This is a genomic window from Exiguobacterium sp. s48 (assembly GCF_018617395.1).
Taxonomy (GTDB): domain Bacteria; phylum Bacillota; class Bacilli; order Exiguobacteriales; family Exiguobacteriaceae; genus Exiguobacterium.
Map to the genome: position 1 here is coordinate 174,045 of NZ_JACSKC010000001.1, position 16,102 is coordinate 190,146.

Genomic DNA, 16,102 nt, shown 5'->3' on the forward strand with positions numbered 1-16,102 from the left:
TTTGATGATTTGGATATGGTAGACTTTGGATAGTGAAAGCGGGGGAGAGTATATGAAAAAATGGTTGTTCTTCGGTTTTATCGGGTTGATTATAGCTAGAGTTTGGATTGTACCGATGTATACGACTAGTCCAGATATGGATGACTTTGTGAGCTGGTTCGAGGAAACATATTCGGTACAATGTGAAGATGAGAGCTGTGACTCATTTACGCTGATTGGTGATCAGACAAATACATATGTGAATGAAGAAGGGTATATGAAACAGTCCAGTGGCTTTTTCACTTTCGACATGGAGGTCAGGCGATTATATCGAAGTGTTGAAGAACCGAAACGAGTCGGGACGATTGAAGTGAGATGGAATCAAGATTCGTTCGAGATTACGGAAGAGACGGGTATCTTTGTTTCTTCGCCATAGGAGACTTGTGAAGCATGCTGATGATCACTCAGGATATAAAGGGGAACCGCTATGAGGCGCTCATCGATACTTTGCTTGGGCACTGTACTCACTTTGCGTTCGTGGAAGACAGGCGCCGAATGGAGATCGAAGAAGAGCGCCTGGTGTATATGGATGTACTGACGGAAGAGATTCGCTGGGATTTGATGGAACGAACCATCGTAAGTGAGTGGGAGACGACAAGACTATCTGGGGATACGGCGTATCTATATTCGTTCCATATGAATTATCGGACAGCACAGTTCCTAAAAGAGCATGGTGGCTCATTGTTCAGTTGGCTCAATCCAGAACTTCCAGAAGACTTGATGTTTTATAAGGGGGAGACGTGCGTGCTCGCGGTATGTCCCCATGAATCGTTCTTTGTCGTCGATGAAGCGATGTGGGGGCAGTATTTACATCAAGCGTAGTGATTGGTATTTTTCAAATTTCCTTACATGCATTAATCCAAAGTGATTAGACACTTAAATAAATGGTCTCCTAAATGCAATAATATGATTTTTATGTTGACGCTTACATTTTTTCGTTTTATACTGACGTCAGAACTAAATATCACATTTAGACATGTGACTGGTGATGCAGGCAGGATCTAAAATTGTTTTGTGGCCAAGTGTGGACTCATTACGATTTTAGGTCCTTTTTTGTTGTCTTCAGGGATGTGTCTTGCAAAAGGAGCCAAGCAAATGAACCATCAACAAGTCGCAAAAGATGTTTTGCATTTAATCGGTGGCAAAGAAAACATCTCTCATTTTGAGCATTGTTCAACACGCCTTCGCTTTACGTTGAAAGACGACTCGAAAATGCAAAAGAAAAAGCTTGAACAAACGCCGGGTGTCATGGCTGTTAGAATGACAGCACAATGCCAAGTGGTCATTGGCAACGAAGTCGTTGAAGTATATAACGAAATCCGGAATTTAATCGGGGAAGTTGATTCAACCAACCCCGAAGTTAAGAAAAAGCAAAAGCTTGGACCAACAATCCTTGATTTTATCGTTGGGATTTTCCAACCACTCATCCCTGCAATCGCCGGGGGAGGAATTTTAAAGTCACTCCTTTTACTTTTAGCATTGTTTGGTTGGATGGATTCAGATGGACAAACGTATAGAATATTGAATTTGGTAGGAGATGCGCCACTATACTTCTTACCACTGCTTGTCGCTGTGACAACAGCGAACAAATTAAAGGTCAATTCACTAGTTGCTTTATCAGCAGTCGGAGCGATGCTGTTGCCAAACATGTCAGCGATGCTAGCTGAAGGCGCTCAATTATTTACGTTCGATATCGTAAATATCGCTTATGCATATCAAGTATTTCCGGCTATTTTGACTGTTCTTTTATATGCACAAGTTGAAAAAGCCATTACAAAGGTCTCTCCAAAGCCGATTCGAATTTTCTTCGTGCCAATGATGTCACTTTTGATTACGGTACCGATTGGTCTTCTATTACTCGGTCCATTCGGTTTTAGAATCGGACAAGAATTTGCTTCACTTATTTTATTCATCTTTGAACAGGTTGGTTGGATTGCAGTTGGTCTTTTAGCAACGGTTCTCCCGCTTATGGTAGCAACAGGTATGCATAAGGCAATGATTCCGTACGCGGTCACGACAATGGGAGAACTCGGGAAAGAGGTCCTTTATCTCCCCGCATCCCTTGCACATAACGTTGCTGAGAGTGGTGCATGTTTCGCAGTTGCTATCCGAACTAAAGATAAGCTCTTGCGAGCAACAGCAATCTCTGCAGGAATTTCTGCATTATTCGGAATTACAGAGCCTGCTCTTTATGGGGTCACGTTACAAAATAAAAAAGTGCTTGGGAGTGTCATGCTCGGATCGTTCGTCGGAGGTACATTCGTTGGAATCGTCGGACTCCAGGCTTTCGTACTTGTAGGTCCTGGTTTGGCAAGTTTGACGATGTTTATTTCTGAAGAATTACCTCGAAATATTCTTTATGCAATCGCTGGCTTCGGAATTTCGTTTGTAGTTGCATTTGTTTCAGCATTTTTACTTGGAAAAGATCAGGTCAAAGAAGAAGAGTTACCAGATCAACACTTTGCTGATGAAATTGGAAGTCGAGAAACATTCAAAAGTCCTGTCGTGGGACAAATGATTTCTTTGGAACAAGTGAACGATTCAATATTCTCTTCACGAGTAATGGGTGACGGGATTGCCATTGTCCCAGCCGAAGGAAAGTTGTATGCACCGGTCGACGGTACAATCCGCGTTGTAATGGATACGGAACATGCGGTGGGAATGCAGACGGAAAATGGAGCAGATGTTCTATTCCACATCGGGATTGATACAGTTCAATTGGAAGGAAAGTATTTTAAAGCCCATGTTCAGCCTGAGCAATCTGTGAAGGCTGGAGATTTACTTGTAGAATTTGATCTTGATGCAATTCAGAATGCAGGATTTGATCCGGTAACACTTGCTATCGTCACAAACAAAGACCGTTACGAAGTCATTGTGCCACCAGTTCAGTTAGTCAGCCAACACGATACAATCATGACGTTACGTCCAATAGGAGGAGAATTAACATGAACAAAACATTTCCAAAAGGATTCTTATGGGGAGGCGCAATTGCAGCCAACCAAGCAGAAGGGGCATGGAACATTGATGGAAAAGGTTTATCCGTTGCAGATGTCGCAACATTCAAGGCAAACCTCAGTTTAGATGACTATGACGGTCATGTTGGGGTGACGACAAAGAGTGTAAGCGAGGCGATGGCAGATAAGACGGATACTATCTATCCTAAACGAAGAGGTATTGATTTTTATCATCATTACAAAGAAGATATCGCATTATTCGCAGAAATGGGTTTTAAAACATTAAGGGTATCTATTGCTTGGAGTCGAATTTTTCCAACAGGTGAAGAACTTGAACCGAATGAGGACGGTCTAAGATTTTACGACAATGTTTTTCATGAATTGAAACGTTATGGCATTGAACCGATAGTGACGCTTTCCCATTATGAGATGCCTCTTCACTTAAGTGTGGCGTATAATGGTTGGGTTAATCGTGATGTCATTGATCACTTCGTTCGTTTCAGTGATGTTTGCTTCAATCGATACAAGGGACTTGTGAAATATTGGCTCACTTTTAATGAGATTGATAGTATCAATCGTCACCCATTCACAACGGCAGGTATCATTCCAGATCAATGCCCGCCTGGGAAAGAAGAGGAACTTGTATATCAAGCGTTGCATCATCAATTTGTTGCATCAGCACTCGTGACAAAAAGCTGTCATGAAATTATTCCTGGGAGCCAGGTCGGTTGTATGCTGACAAAATTAACCACTTATCCTCATACATGTAAACCAGAAGATGTAGAGGTGGCGCTTAAGAAAAATTTACACAATTATTTCTACGCTGATGTACAAGTATTCGGAGAGTATCCAGCATTAACGCTGCGTATGTTTGAGAATAAAGGGATTCAACTTCATTTCGAAGAAGGTGATTTAGACATATTGCGTCATAATCCAGTCGACTTCGTCTCATTCAGTTATTACATGTCATTGACTGAGTCGGCAGAAGAGGGTCTTGAAAAAGCTGCAGGAAACACAATCATGGGGGTCAAAAATCCATACCTTCCTGCAACGGATTGGGGATGGCAAATTGATCCACTCGGACTTAAAATTTCATTACTTGAGCTCTATGACCGATATAAAAAACCGCTCCTTATCGTAGAAAATGGGATGGGTGCAGTCGATCAAGTGGAATCAGACGGAACAATTCATGATTCTTATCGCATTGACTACTTTAAAGCTCACTTCCGACAAATGAAAGCTGCCATAGATGAAGGTGTAGAATTGCTAGGTTATACAAGTTGGGGGCCGATTGATATTGTAAGTGCTGGGACATCCCAAATGTCGAAACGATATGGTTTCATTTATGTCGATCAGGATGACGAAGGGAACGGAACGCTCGAACGTCGTCGGAAAGATTCGTTCTACTGGTATCAACAAGTCATCGAAACGAATGGGGCATCACTTTTCGAAACCACGCCAAAATAAAAGTAGGTGTAAGTTGTGATTAAAATCAAAAAAGTATTGAATTCGAGCGTAGTTTTGGTCGAGGATGAAGAACAAAAGGACTTCATCCTCTTTGGGAAAGGACTCGGTTTTGGTCGCAAAGTAGGGGACACGGTTGAACGAAAGAGCGCCGATCAAATTTACATGTCGGTCGATAACCCGAAGGCGAAAGAGTTAATTCATCTAATTGACTCAATTCCAAATATCTATTTAAGTTTGACCCAAGACATCGTTGCTCATGCTGAAAAACAATTAGGGACGAAGTTGAATAGTGGAATCTATTTCACACTCATGGACCACTTGCACTTTGCAGTAGAGCGTCATCAAAAAAATATCAACATCACGAATCGTGTGTATTGGGAAATCAAGAACTATTATACGGTCGAGTTTGAAATTGGTACTTATGCGGTCGACTTACTCAATCGCGCCTTGAAAGTTGATTTCCCAAAAGAAGAAGCTGCCAACATTGCGTTTCACTTAATTAATGCACAAAGCGAGGAATCGAGTTCACGTGCAGGAATGAACTATGCTAAATTAATTGGCGCAATCGTTAACATGGTACGCTATTCCTTGAATATCTCAATGGATAAAGAAAGTATTCATTACACGCGTTTTATCACTCATGTCAAATTCTTCGTTGAACGTTTTTATGAAGATAAACTGTTAGTCGAGAAAGATAACTTGTTATTCAATCAAATCGCGACCCTTTACCCTAATGCGATGGAAGTAGCTTTTAAAGTGAAATCGTATATCGAGCAAGTGCATGAAAAAGAAATACCGAATGACGAGTTAACGTATTTAGCTGTTCATATTCACCGGTTGATGAATCAGGACGAGTTAAATGATAAATAAAAATCACTAGTGCTAAACATCAAGTGTTAAAAAAAGCGTCCGACCTTTTCTCAGGTCGAACGCTTTTTCTGTCATCACATAATCATCGACAACAACGTCAAGATGGCGAGCCCACCTTGTGTCAGAATAATCTTCTTGTCACTCGTGATACTGCCATATAGGGCAACGAGAATGATATAGGTCAGGATCATGGTGACAATCTCGACCGGATTGGGGGAGACGTATAGCCCGTATAAGAGTCCGACCCCGATCAATCCGTTATACACTCCTTGATTTTTGAACAAAACCGATACCGAGTCTCTCTTCAGTTCGTCTTTCGACATGCGGAAGACACGTGACGTCGAGGAAGAGGCTGTCGCAATCGTTTCTAAATAGAAGATATAGAAGAATTCGATGGCGACGAGCGTCCCGAGCGCAAGGGTGAGCGTCGACATATTAGTTGACCGCTGCTACTTGTACGACTGGTTTTGCAGACACGTAGTTCGCGACGTTTTGTGCGAAGTTAATGAGGACCGGGTTTTGATTGTGTTGCTCGAGAGCAGTTTGGTCTTCCCAGTTCTCGATCATGACGAAACGGTTCTCGACAGACGTTGACTCGTATAGGTCATATCCGACGCAACCCGCTTCTTGTTTTGATGAGTCGATCAAGACTTGGATGTCACGCAAGAAGTTCTCGCGTTGTGATGCTTGGATATCGAATGTGGCGTTGACTAAGATCATGGTTGATTCCTCCGATTGTGTGGTGAATTATTTGAACGATGTGACCGTTTGAGCGTCAAGACGTACAGATTGGTAACCTTCTTCTGCCGCTTTCCCAACAGACAAGATCATGACTGGTACATAACGGTCTTTGTCGAGACCGAACGCTTCTGCGAGTTGGTCTTTCTCGAAACCACCGATTGGGTTCGTGTCATAGCCGTGTGCACGTGCTGTGAGCATGAATTGCATCGCTGCGAGACTTGCATCGATTTTCACGATGTCGTTCATCTCTTGTTTCGAGAGGTTTTTGTAGTAAGGGATGATTGCGCCGAGCTGTTGGTCACGCACTTCTTGTGGCATTTTGCCTTCTGCGACCGCTTGATCGTAGATTTGTTCGCCGTACTCGTAGCATTCCATGTCTCCGAAGATGAGGAGCATCGCTGATGACGAATCGTTTTGACGTGTGTTGAAACGGATGAGTGGTTTGAGCGTCTCTTTCGCTTCTGGGCTTTCGACGACGACGAAGCGCCATGGTTGCATGTTGACCGATGATGGAGCCGTTGTTGCTTCTTGGATCATCTCGAGCATCTCTTCTTGGGAGATTTTCACGTTCTCGTCATAGACACGGATTGATTTACGACCGAACATGACGTCTGTAAATGTGTTGTTTTCGAATGTAGTTGCCATTGGTGAATTCCTTCTTTCTCTGTTTAGGCGTGACTGTTCAATGTTTGAAGCAGCCCAGATAAGTGTTGAATCTCTTCAGCGGACAAGGCTTGTAAGACGAGGTGGTTGGCCCGTTCGTCTCGTTCGCAGTGCCCGAGGTCTTGCTCTGCTTTCTCTGTCACACGGACGAACATCTCGCGATGGTTCTCAGTGTTCCGCTCTCTGACGACATATCCTTTCTCTTCAAGGATTTTCAAATGTCGAGTGATGGCGGCATTGTCGATTTTCATCTCTTCTTTAATCACGCGTTGCGAACAAACGCCTCGTTCTTTGACGACTTGTAGCATCTCGTAGCGGGTCAGGCTGAATCCTGTTTCCCGTTCGAACGACGATGCGACGTTTTGTTCCGCCAACTTGATTTGGTAAAGTAATCGGCTGATTTCACGTAGGTCCATTGCGTCCCACCTTTTTCAATTGACTTATCAATCGTTGACTTGTCAAACGATACAATGTTTTGGATTGCCTGTAAAGTCAAACGCTCAAAAAAAAGACGACACCGAATTATCGTGTCGTCTCCTCTTCGATGGGGGTGCCATCAAAATGATATTCTGTCGTGAATGTCGTCTCGTCGAAACCGTACAGACGGTCGTAGGCGTTCAAATCTTCAATCGTCCTCACATCGAGGAAGGACGGGTCGATGTCAGACGCTTTGCGCGTGAACATAATGTACCGTTCCGTATAGTCGTCATTGCCACCTGGTTTCCCGTCGAACGAGAAGTGAATCCAATAGACGTCGGATTCCACTTCGCGTATGACGTCGAGAATCCGTTGTTTCTGTTCGTCAGTATTGTTCCAGTCTTCATGAAACATGATCGAGACGTCGAGATACGTCTTCGGATTCGTTTCATAGATAGACGTCGGGGTCGGGCTTACTTTTGCTTGCGCATCATCGGACACTCCGGTCGGTACTTCCGCACGGACCGTCTCTTCCTCTTTTAAAATTCCTTGCGATACGAGGCGCTCGTGAATCGTCCGCTCTGCCTCGCGTTCCCAATACGTCTCGAGCACATTGTCATGGATCGAGCCGTCACCATATGTCTCGATAAAATATTTGCCGGCGAACGGTTCTTTCGTCAATGTCATTTCTCCGATATAACCGCCCATATGCCAGTCGCGTGACAGCTCGATGTCGGATTGTTCACTGTATGTTTCCTTCACGTACGCGCTGTATGCCTCACGCGCCTCTGATTTTTCATGTGTCGTATATACGAAGAGTCCGCCAGCGAGAAGCCCTCCGACTATGGCTGCTATAAATCGTTTTTTCATCACTTTTTCACCTCTACCCCAATGTACCTGATACGACGAAGAGAAACCTCGGTCCAAAGTCTTATTCAAATCATTTCCATTTCCCTGTAAACTAAAAGTGCCCTCAAAGAACTATTGTAATTGCGTGTACTAATACATATAATACACTTAAAGAGTATCATTGACTATGAGAGGGTGTGACCCATGTTATACAAAATTGATATGAAAAGTTCAGAACCGCTATATGAACAAATCATCAATCAAACGAAAGAGCTCGTCATCCGGGGGATTTTACGGCCTGGAGACAAAGTCATGTCCGTGCGCGAACTCGCCACCGACCTCGTCATCAATCCGAATACGGTCAGTAAGGCGTACCAGGAGTTAGAACGGCTCGGTCTCCTCGAGATGCGACGTGGACGTGGAACGTTCGTCTCTGAGGACTGGGTGGACGATGATGCGGCACGTGATCCGGTCATTGCCTCGATCAAAAAGATTGCGATTGATTGCCACTATGCGAATGTGCCATTGGACGAAGCCATTGACGTATTACGGACGGAATATGAGAAAGTAGGGAAAACCAATGCTGAAAGTTGAACAGTTAAGTAAACAAATCGACCGTCAGACGATTCTCGACGGCATCGACTTCACGGTCGAATCAGGAGAAATCATCGCGCTCGTCGGTCGTAACGGTGCCGGTAAGACAACGCTTCTCCGGACGATGGTCGGCATCATCCGCCCAGATATGGGAGATGTACTCTATGGAGCAAAAAGTATCTTTAAAGATGCGGGATTGAAGCGTGACGTCATCTTCGTACCGGATTCAGCCGACGCGCTCAAAAATTATACGGTGAACGAGGCGACGGACTTGTATGAGTCGATTTATCCGTCATTCAACCGTACCGTCTTTCGTGAGACATTGACGCGATACAACATCGACAACAAAAAGATTCGCCAACTTTCAAAAGGACAAAAGGCACTCGTCACGTTATCGCTCGCTTTCGCCGTTCAAGCGAAATACTACCTGCTCGACGAACCAACGGACGGTTTGGACGTCGTCGCCAAATCTGACGTGTTGAAACTGATGATTGCCCAAGTCGAGAATCGGAACTGTTCGATCATCGTCTCGAGTCACCAACTGCATGAACTCGAACGCATCGCTGACCGCATCATCATGATTGAGAACGGACGTGTCAAAGCCATCTTGTCGCTCGAAGAGGCACGTGCCCTCAGCATTAAGTGGCAAGTCGTGTTCAATGACCATGTTCCGGTCGAACTGCTCGAACGAAAAGATATCGAAATCATCAACGTGACAGGACGTGTCGTGCTGTTCATGGCAAAAGAACGGACGGAAGAGCTCGAAGCGTTCATCGATTCATACAATCCGATGCTGATCGAAGAGATTCCGATGTCTCTTGAAGACGTATTCCGTGTCCAGTTAGGAGGAGAAGCCCATGCTGTCTAAAGTATTGTTAAAGAAAGATTGGAAACAAGTATCACTGCTTTGGATCCTGCTCGTCTTCTTAGGCGTCGTCGCCTTCACGGTGCCGGCTTGGACACAATTTGAGCAGTTTGATGAGCAGATTAAAAATGCGAGAGCGAATTCTGTAGATTACGGTATCCCGTTTGAAGAACGAGATCGCCTGACGGACGAGTCCTTCTTTGACCTCGATTCAAGCATCGCCTACTATATTGGGGATATTGGAAGTGTGATTCCTCTCGGTCCCGTTGTATTTTTGTTTGTCGTGTTTAGTGCACTCATGGCCACCTCGCTCATTGGTGCCGAACGCAACAGTCAAATGTCGGATTTTTCGATGTCGCTTCCGTTCACCCGAACCCAGCAGTACATATCAAAATGGGTATTGGGGGCAAGTGGGATTGTCATGTCTACGCTGTTAGGAAGTATCGCGATGTTTGCATTGATCGCCACTTCCCGTTATTCCTTCTTATTAGAAGGGACCGTTTTCAAATCGGTCGTGATCGTCCTGTATATCGCATTGATTGGCATTTCGTTATTCTCATTGGCTCTATGGATGGGATCGTTCGGTGGGGAATCGATTTCTCAAACGGCGTGGTCGTTTGTCGCCTTGATATTCCCGTTAGGCATCATCGCATTGATTCAAGCCTCGGCCTATGTGTTTACGAGTCTAGAGGGACTAAGTTCATGGTTAGATTCCCTATACAATGGTGTATTTATTCAAGTCGTTTCGCCCCTTGGAAACTTAGCGAATCTGACTTTATATGAATTCATCCAATCTGACCAAGAATGGCAAGATTTCATCTCAATCAGCATCCCATCGTCCATCGTCTTCATCGTTTTGTCATTCTGGTTAGGAGCTTGGATGTATAATCGTGCGCCACAAGAAAACAACGGTCGCTTCTTCATGTTCAACAACTGGTTATGGCTCGTTCACATCATCATCGTTGTTTGTATCGCGATGTTCACAGGAATTATGTTTACGACGTTCACGTATGAAGCGAATAGCGTGTTATATATGATTGGCTTTGTAATCGGTGCGTTCTTGGCACATTTACTCGCCAAACGCTTGCTTTACCGTTTCAACTTGAGACTCAAATCGTAAGGAGGGACACCTATGAAACGCTTCTGTCTGTTGCTCGTACTCATTCTTTCGTTAGCTGGATGCACGAATCCAGATACACCGACGGCATTTGAATACAAAGGATCGAAAGTCGGAGATCACAATGCAGTCATTGGAATTGCCGGGAGCTTGCCGCTACATGAGTGCTATCGATCGGTCGAGTTGCAGACGAAGAAGCGTCCATATGGGTTGACCGTCCGTTACGAAGACCCGGGGATGGAGCGAGCGGAACAGGAACGTCTCGCGATTCGGAATGCGGCTGCCTATTTCACCCTCATCCCGAACGCCGAGATTGTCCGCTTCGCATTCCCGAACCGGACGTATGCCTTCTCCCGACCGGAGATGGAGGCATGGTTCGAGACAGACTTCGCAAACATTCGTCATGAAAAAGAATTGCAACAACTCATGAATCAGAAGCTTGAAAAACTAGAGTCGACAGATTCCTATTTCAGGCGAGTTTGACAGCGATTGGATGACAAATCCAATCGCTTTTTTTGATATTTTCTGAAAATTATCGGGTAAAGGGTAGATGAAAGCGTTTTCTTAGCATTATAATGGAGTTAACTGAATGAGTATTCATTTCCAAGGAGGAACAGCGATGAACAAACCGTGGTTACAAGATTATCCAGAAGGTATGCCCCAATCGATTGATTATGAGGTAAAACCGCTCTACGAGGCATTGTCTCGCGCAGCGAAGGATTTTCCGAATCGTACGGCCGTCTCCTTTATCGGGAAAGAGTGGACGTATGCTGAAATTGATGACGCCGCACGTCGACTCGCCACGATGCTTCAAGCGAAAGGTCTCGAAAAAGGGGACCGTGTCAGCCTCATGCTTCCGAACTGCCCTCAGTACGTCATTTCTTTCTATGCGGTCTTGTACGCTGGTGGGACAGTCGTCCAAACAAACCCGCTTTATACGGAGCGAGAGCTCGAAAACCTCGTAACGGATGCAGGCGTCAAACTAGTCATCACCCTCGATTTGTTATATCCGAAAACGCTTCGCGTCAGTGAGAAGACGGAGATTCAGACCGTGATCACGACGAGCATCGCTGACTACTTACCGTTCCCGAAAAATAAACTGTACCCAATCAAAGTGAAGCGCGAGAACAATATCGTGATCGATACGACCGGATCGACTCCGTTTAAAGACTACAAAGACTTCAATCCGGTCACGCCACTCGACATCGATCCGAAAGAAGATGTCGCGGTTCTGCAATATACAGGAGGAACGACGGGTCTTCCGAAAGGGGTCATGTTGACTCATTTCAACTTGACGGCGAATGCGGACCAGATTACGAACTTATTCTATAAATACAATCGTGGAGACGAAAAGCGCGTATTGTGCGTCGTGCCGTTCTTCCACGTGTACGGGATGTCATGCTGTCTAAACTTTGGGGTCACGAACGGTTATGAACTCGTCCTTGTCCCACGCTTCGACGTGACAGATGTCTTGAAGACGATTCAAAAGAAAAAGCCGCATTTCTTCCCAGGTGCCCCGACGATGTATGTCGGAATCTTAAACGATCCGAAATTGAAAAAGTATGACTTGTCTTCGATCGAGGCGTGTATCTCAGGTTCGGCCCCACTTCCAATCGAGGTGCAAGAAGAATTTGAAAAAATCACGGGTGGTCGAATCGTGGAAGGGTACGGCTTATCTGAGACATCTCCGGTCACACATGCGAACTTCTTATGGGATAAACGGATTGTCGGCTCAATCGGCGCGCCGCTCTCGGATACTTCTGCTAAAATAGTGATGGCAGACGGAGAGACGGAGGCAGAGATTGGTGAGATTGGCGAAATCATGTTGAGTGGTCCGCAAGTCATGAAGGGCTATTGGCAAAAACCTGAGGAGACGGCAGCTGTCTTAAAAGATGGGTGGCTCGCGACGGGTGACCTCGGGTACATGGGAGAGGACGGCTTCTTCTATATCGTCGATCGGAAGAAAGATATGATTATCGCGGGGGGCTTCAATATTTATCCGCGTGAGATTGAGGAGATCCTTTACGAGCACCCGGCCGTCAAAGAGGCGGTCTGCATCGGTGTGCCGGACCCGTATCGTGGCGAGACGGTGAAAGCATTTATCGTGCTTCGTGATGGGTCGAACGTGACGGAAGAAGAGCTCGACAAACATTGCCGTGAGAAGCTTGCGGCCTATAAAGTGCCGAAGTTATATGAGTTCCGTGATGAGCTACCGAAGACGTTTGTCGGGAAGATTCTACGCCGTGTCCTCGTCGATGAAGAGAAGGCAAAACAAGTGAAACAAAGCAGTTGACACCAAGCGTAGGCATGATAGAATAATAAATGAATGAACCATCATTCATTTTTCTGCAACGGTAAGGAGCTTGGGGTTTATGACAAATAACATTTCGAAAAGTGACCGAATCATTGATGCGGCGGTCAAAGTAATCGCCAATCATGGCTATCATGGTGCAAAGGTGACAGCCATTGCCAAAGAGGCGGGTGTCGCGGACGGCACGATTTACTTGTACTTTAAAAATAAGGAACATCTCTTAATTGAATTGTTCCAGGCAAAGATGGGGCTATTTATCGATTACTCGAAACAGCAAATCGAGAACGAGTCGACAGCCGGTAGTAAGTTATACCAACTGATCGAATCCCATTTGAAACAATTGTCGGCCGATTATGACCTCGCTGTCGTGACCCAAATCGAACTTCGACAGTCGAACTTGGTACTTCGTCAAAAAATCGGGGAAGTGCTTAAACCATACTTGAATTTGATTGATTCCGTCGTCAAACACGGAATCGAGACAGGAGAGTTCGACAAGGATTTAGATTATCGACTCGCCCGTCAAATGATTTTCGGCACAATCGATGAGGTTGTGACGAGTTGGATGGCGAGCGGCTTCAAATACGATTTGATGTCGACGCTTCCGGATGTGCACCATATGTTAAAAAAGGGGCTTGCTTAATAGTAAGCCCTATCACTAGCTCAAAAAATGAATGCTGATTCATGAATGATGGGAAGAATTGACTAAAGGGGGATCAACCATGAATATTTTTGTTTTGCTGAAACGTACGTTTGATACAGAGGAAGCGATTCAGCTCGAGAATGGGGAAATTCAAGAAGACGGCGCTGAGTTCATCATCAACCCGTATGACGAATATGCGGTCGAAGAAGCGATTCAAAAACGTGACGCACTCGGGGGAGAGGTCACGGTCATCACGGTAGGACCAGAAGACGCGGATAAAGAACTTCGGACAGCGCTCGCAATGGGTGCGGATAAAGCCGTTCGCATCTCAATCGAGGACGATGTCGAGGACGCGGACCATGTCACGATTTCAAAAGTGCTCGCGACATACCTAAAAGAACAAGACGTCGACCTCATCTTCGCAGGAAACGTTGCTATCGATGGCGGTAGTGGACAAGTTGCTCCACGTGTCGCAGAACTATTGGACATGAACTATGTGACGACGATCACGGCTCTCGAAATCGACGGGTCAACAGCAACGGTCACGCGTGACGTCGAAGGGGACACGGAAGTCATCGAAGTCGCACTCCCACTTCTTGTGACAGCGCAACAAGGATTGAATGAGCCACGTTACCCGAGCTTACCTGGAATCATGAAGGCGAAGAAAAAGCCACTTGAAGAACTTGAGCTCATGGATATCGACCTCGACGAAGATGAAATCGAAGCGAAAATCGAGACGATTGAACGATTCTTACCGGAAGAGAAGAAGGCTGGCCGAATCCTTGAAGGCGACATGTCGTCACAAGTAAGCGAGCTCGTACAACTTCTTCGCACGGAAGCGAAAGTCATTTAAGGGGGAGATCATTGATGAAAGCTTTAGTACTCGCAGAAGCGCGTGAAGGCGCGTTACGTAACGTATCATTCGAAGCCATCGCTGCGGCGAAACAATTGACAGACGATGTGACGGCAGTCGTGATCGGGGATCACGTCCAATCACTCGCACAAGAACTCGGGGAGTATGGCGCAAGTCGCGTCCTCGTCGTCGAGGACGATCGTCTCAAACACTATACGCCAGACGGCTACGGACAAGTGCTCCGTCAGTTGATCGAGCAAGAGAACCCAGAGTTGATCGTCCTTGGACACACGGCTCTTGGGAAAGACATTGCACCGAAACTCGCGGCACGCCTTGATGCCGGACTCATCAGTGACGTCGTCTCGATCGAAGGATCAGGTCGTGACGCAGAGTTCGTTCGCCCAATCTACTCAGGGAAAGCGTTCGAAAAAGTAAAATTCAAAGACTCGGTCATGTTCTTCACAATCCGTCCGAACAACATCGACCCGCTCTCGCCTCAAGCTGGAGCGAGTGTGACGGTTGAAACGCCTGCAGTCGAATTGAAAGACCTTGCGATGATCGTCAAGGAAGTCGTCCGGAAGGCGACTGGGAAAGTCGACTTGTCGGAAGCGAAAGTCATCGTCGCAGGTGGACGTGGCGTGAAGAGTGAAGACGGATTTAAACCGCTCGAAGAGTTGGCTGAACTTCTCGGGGGAGCCGTCGGTGCTTCACGTGGAGCATGTGATGCCGACTATTGTGACTATGCACTTCAAATTGGACAGACGGGTAAAGTCGTTACTCCTGACCTTTACATCGCTTGTGGGATTTCTGGAGCGATTCAACACTTGGCAGGGATGAGTAACGCAAAAGTCATCGTCGCCATCAACAAAGATCCGGAAGCCAACATCTTTACCGTAGCTGACTACGGGATCGTCGGCGATTTGTTCGATGTCGTCCCGATGTTGACAGAAGAATTCCGCAAACACCTCGTCAATAGCTAATAAGCAAAACGTTTTGGGGTTGTTACCCTCCGTGGTATACTCTGAACATGAATTGCATGAGAGTTCTCTATCAGGACTCTCTCATCTTATTGGGGAGGTTTTTACAAATGGCTATTAAACACGCAACGACTCAATCGTTTGAACAAGATGTAAAAGAGGGCGTCGTCCTCGTAGATTTCTGGGCAACTTGGTGTGGACCATGTCGCATGATCGCGCCAGTTCTCGAAGAACTCGATCAAGAAATGGGTGACCAAGTCCAAATCGTGAAACTCGATGTCGACGAAAACCCAGAAGTCGCAGGTGCTTTCCAAATTCAAAGTATCCCTACACTCATGATGTTCAAAGACGGCGAACCTGTTTCTAAAACAATGGGCTTCCAACCGAAAGAAGCATTGAAAGAGTTTATTGCGACAGCACAATAATTGCGTAGCAGCCGATTCGAATCGGCTGCTTTTTTTGTTTTATCGACTTGAAAAGAAGGAAAAGGACAGACGAGCGGGGAATAAGTTGAGTTATCCCATACAGCCTGATTGAAGGGCCAATTCTGATACATATCGTCTGTTTTTCAAATTTTTTTTTGAGGATTTTCCGTCGGCTTCCTTCATATTTAACAGATTCGAAATTTTGACGAGAGAGCATCTGAACTGGAAGCTTTTATCATGGAAACAGACTGAAAATTTGCGCTATACTCATGAGGAAGACTTGATGGAGTCAAGTGAACTTACTTTACGACTCACTCAAT

19 protein-coding genes are annotated in these 16,102 nt (G+C 45.6%); 14 read left to right on the plus strand and 5 right to left on the minus strand.

The genetic code is table 11. The features are described from left to right. Positions 1–52: 52 nt before the first annotated feature. The 5 genes from KNO66_RS00885 to KNO66_RS00905 all read left to right on the plus strand — a co-directional run bounded on the left by KNO66_RS00885 (position 53) and on the right by KNO66_RS00905 (position 5,330). Positions 53–415, plus strand: a complete 363-nt coding sequence (locus KNO66_RS00885) for a hypothetical protein (protein ID WP_214739565.1) — start codon at positions 53–55, stop codon at positions 413–415. Between the two features lie 14 nt (positions 416–429). Next, positions 430–861 carry a stage III sporulation protein AH gene (locus KNO66_RS00890; RefSeq protein ID WP_251127401.1) on the plus strand — a complete coding sequence of 144 codons (432 nt, stop codon included), beginning with the start codon at positions 430–432 and terminating at the stop codon, positions 859–861. Positions 862–1,134: 273 nt separating this feature from the next. Continuing rightward, positions 1,135–2,988: a beta-glucoside-specific PTS transporter subunit IIABC gene (locus KNO66_RS00895; RefSeq protein WP_214739567.1), complete on the plus strand. Its 1,854-nt coding sequence runs from the start codon at positions 1,135–1,137 to the stop codon at positions 2,986–2,988. Next, positions 2,985–4,460, plus strand: a complete 1,476-nt coding sequence (locus KNO66_RS00900) for a glycoside hydrolase family 1 protein (protein ID WP_214739569.1) — start codon at positions 2,985–2,987, stop codon at positions 4,458–4,460. Before KNO66_RS00895 ends, KNO66_RS00900 begins: the two co-directional genes overlap by 4 nt. A gap of 15 nt (positions 4,461–4,475) precedes the next feature. Beyond that, positions 4,476–5,330, plus strand: a complete 855-nt coding sequence (locus KNO66_RS00905) for a PRD domain-containing protein (protein WP_214739571.1) — start codon at positions 4,476–4,478, stop codon at positions 5,328–5,330. Positions 5,331–5,404: 74 nt separating this feature from the next. Here KNO66_RS00905 and KNO66_RS00910 read toward each other — a convergent pair whose 3' ends face one another. From KNO66_RS00910 to KNO66_RS00930, 5 genes are all read right to left on the minus strand, one after another. After that, complete coding sequence (locus KNO66_RS00910; protein ID WP_214739573.1) at positions 5,405–5,764, minus strand: DUF1304 domain-containing protein; 360 nt, start codon at positions 5,762–5,764, stop codon at positions 5,405–5,407. A 1-nt stretch (position 5,765) separates the two neighbouring features. Continuing rightward, complete coding sequence (locus KNO66_RS00915; protein WP_214739575.1) at positions 5,766–6,050, minus strand: putative quinol monooxygenase; 285 nt, start codon at positions 6,048–6,050, stop codon at positions 5,766–5,768. Positions 6,051–6,077: 27 nt separating this feature from the next. After that, positions 6,078–6,716, minus strand: a complete 639-nt coding sequence (locus tag KNO66_RS00920) for a nitroreductase family protein (protein ID WP_214739577.1) — start codon at positions 6,714–6,716, stop codon at positions 6,078–6,080. A gap of 23 nt (positions 6,717–6,739) precedes the next feature. Further along, on the minus strand, positions 6,740–7,150 hold the full coding sequence (locus KNO66_RS00925; protein ID WP_214739579.1) for a MarR family winged helix-turn-helix transcriptional regulator: 411 nt from the start codon (positions 7,148–7,150) through the stop codon (positions 6,740–6,742). Positions 7,151–7,256: 106 nt separating this feature from the next. Next, complete coding sequence (locus KNO66_RS00930) at positions 7,257–8,021, minus strand: hypothetical protein (RefSeq protein WP_251128036.1); 765 nt, start codon at positions 8,019–8,021, stop codon at positions 7,257–7,259. A 183-nt stretch (positions 8,022–8,204) separates the two neighbouring features. Between KNO66_RS00930 and KNO66_RS15025 the strand changes: the two genes are divergently transcribed. From KNO66_RS15025 to trxA, 9 genes are all read left to right on the plus strand, one after another. Next, positions 8,205–8,594: a GntR family transcriptional regulator gene (locus KNO66_RS15025; RefSeq protein ID WP_214739583.1), complete on the plus strand. Its 390-nt coding sequence runs from the start codon at positions 8,205–8,207 to the stop codon at positions 8,592–8,594. Further along, complete coding sequence (locus tag KNO66_RS00940) at positions 8,581–9,462, plus strand: ABC transporter ATP-binding protein (RefSeq protein ID WP_214739585.1); 882 nt, start codon at positions 8,581–8,583, stop codon at positions 9,460–9,462. Before KNO66_RS15025 ends, KNO66_RS00940 begins: the two co-directional genes overlap by 14 nt. Beyond that, positions 9,452–10,579, plus strand: coding sequence for an ABC transporter permease subunit (locus KNO66_RS00945; protein WP_214739587.1), 1,128 nt, complete (start codon positions 9,452–9,454; stop codon positions 10,577–10,579). Before KNO66_RS00940 ends, KNO66_RS00945 begins: the two co-directional genes overlap by 11 nt. 12 nt (positions 10,580–10,591) lie before the next feature. Further along, the gene (locus tag KNO66_RS00950; protein WP_214739589.1) at positions 10,592–11,059 is read left to right on the plus strand and encodes a DUF4825 domain-containing protein; all 468 of its coding nucleotides are present in this window, start codon (positions 10,592–10,594) and stop codon (positions 11,057–11,059) included. A gap of 136 nt (positions 11,060–11,195) precedes the next feature. Continuing rightward, complete coding sequence (locus KNO66_RS00955) at positions 11,196–12,869, plus strand: AMP-binding protein (RefSeq protein ID WP_214739591.1); 1,674 nt, start codon at positions 11,196–11,198, stop codon at positions 12,867–12,869. Positions 12,870–12,948: 79 nt separating this feature from the next. Then, positions 12,949–13,527 carry a fatty acid metabolism transcriptional regulator FadR gene (locus KNO66_RS00960; RefSeq protein WP_214739592.1) on the plus strand — a complete coding sequence of 193 codons (579 nt, stop codon included), beginning with the start codon at positions 12,949–12,951 and terminating at the stop codon, positions 13,525–13,527. Between the two features lie 79 nt (positions 13,528–13,606). Beyond that, a complete protein-coding gene (locus KNO66_RS00965; protein ID WP_214739594.1) occupies positions 13,607–14,380 on the plus strand; it encodes an electron transfer flavoprotein subunit beta/FixA family protein in 774 nt (257 codons plus the stop codon). A 14-nt stretch (positions 14,381–14,394) separates the two neighbouring features. Continuing rightward, positions 14,395–15,360 carry an electron transfer flavoprotein subunit alpha/FixB family protein gene (locus KNO66_RS00970; protein ID WP_214739596.1) on the plus strand — a complete coding sequence of 322 codons (966 nt, stop codon included), beginning with the start codon at positions 14,395–14,397 and terminating at the stop codon, positions 15,358–15,360. Between the two features lie 107 nt (positions 15,361–15,467). Further along, positions 15,468–15,782, plus strand: coding sequence for a thioredoxin (gene trxA / locus KNO66_RS00975; RefSeq protein ID WP_015881090.1), 315 nt, complete (start codon positions 15,468–15,470; stop codon positions 15,780–15,782). Positions 15,783–16,102 lie beyond the last annotated feature (320 nt).

Coding starts and splice junctions, on each gene's coding strand:
- KNO66_RS00960 (WP_214739592.1), top strand. CDS start 12,949: ATGACAAATAACATTTCGAAAAGTGACCGAATCATTGATGCGGCGGTC.
- KNO66_RS00900 (WP_214739569.1), top strand. CDS start 2,985: ATGAACAAAACATTTCCAAAAGGATTCTTATGGGGAGGCGCAATTGCA.
- KNO66_RS00915 (WP_214739575.1), bottom strand. CDS start 6,050: ATGATCTTAGTCAACGCCACATTCGATATCCAAGCATCACAACGCGAG.
- KNO66_RS00910 (WP_214739573.1), bottom strand. CDS start 5,764: ATGTCGACGCTCACCCTTGCGCTCGGGACGCTCGTCGCCATCGAATTC.
- KNO66_RS00965 (WP_214739594.1), top strand. CDS start 13,607: ATGAATATTTTTGTTTTGCTGAAACGTACGTTTGATACAGAGGAAGCG.
- KNO66_RS00895 (WP_214739567.1), top strand. CDS start 1,135: ATGAACCATCAACAAGTCGCAAAAGATGTTTTGCATTTAATCGGTGGC.
- KNO66_RS00950 (WP_214739589.1), top strand. CDS start 10,592: ATGAAACGCTTCTGTCTGTTGCTCGTACTCATTCTTTCGTTAGCTGGA.
- KNO66_RS15025 (WP_214739583.1), top strand. CDS start 8,205: ATGTTATACAAAATTGATATGAAAAGTTCAGAACCGCTATATGAACAA.
- trxA (WP_015881090.1), top strand. CDS start 15,468: ATGGCTATTAAACACGCAACGACTCAATCGTTTGAACAAGATGTAAAA.
- KNO66_RS00970 (WP_214739596.1), top strand. CDS start 14,395: ATGAAAGCTTTAGTACTCGCAGAAGCGCGTGAAGGCGCGTTACGTAAC.
- KNO66_RS00890 (WP_251127401.1), top strand. CDS start 430: ATGCTGATGATCACTCAGGATATAAAGGGGAACCGCTATGAGGCGCTC.
- KNO66_RS00920 (WP_214739577.1), bottom strand. CDS start 6,716: ATGGCAACTACATTCGAAAACAACACATTTACAGACGTCATGTTCGGT.
- KNO66_RS00925 (WP_214739579.1), bottom strand. CDS start 7,150: ATGGACCTACGTGAAATCAGCCGATTACTTTACCAAATCAAGTTGGCG.
- KNO66_RS00930 (WP_251128036.1), bottom strand. CDS start 8,021: ATGAAAAAACGATTTATAGCAGCCATAGTCGGAGGGCTTCTCGCTGGC.
- KNO66_RS00940 (WP_214739585.1), top strand. CDS start 8,581: ATGCTGAAAGTTGAACAGTTAAGTAAACAAATCGACCGTCAGACGATT.
- KNO66_RS00955 (WP_214739591.1), top strand. CDS start 11,196: ATGAACAAACCGTGGTTACAAGATTATCCAGAAGGTATGCCCCAATCG.
- KNO66_RS00945 (WP_214739587.1), top strand. CDS start 9,452: ATGCTGTCTAAAGTATTGTTAAAGAAAGATTGGAAACAAGTATCACTG.
- KNO66_RS00885 (WP_214739565.1), top strand. CDS start 53: ATGAAAAAATGGTTGTTCTTCGGTTTTATCGGGTTGATTATAGCTAGA.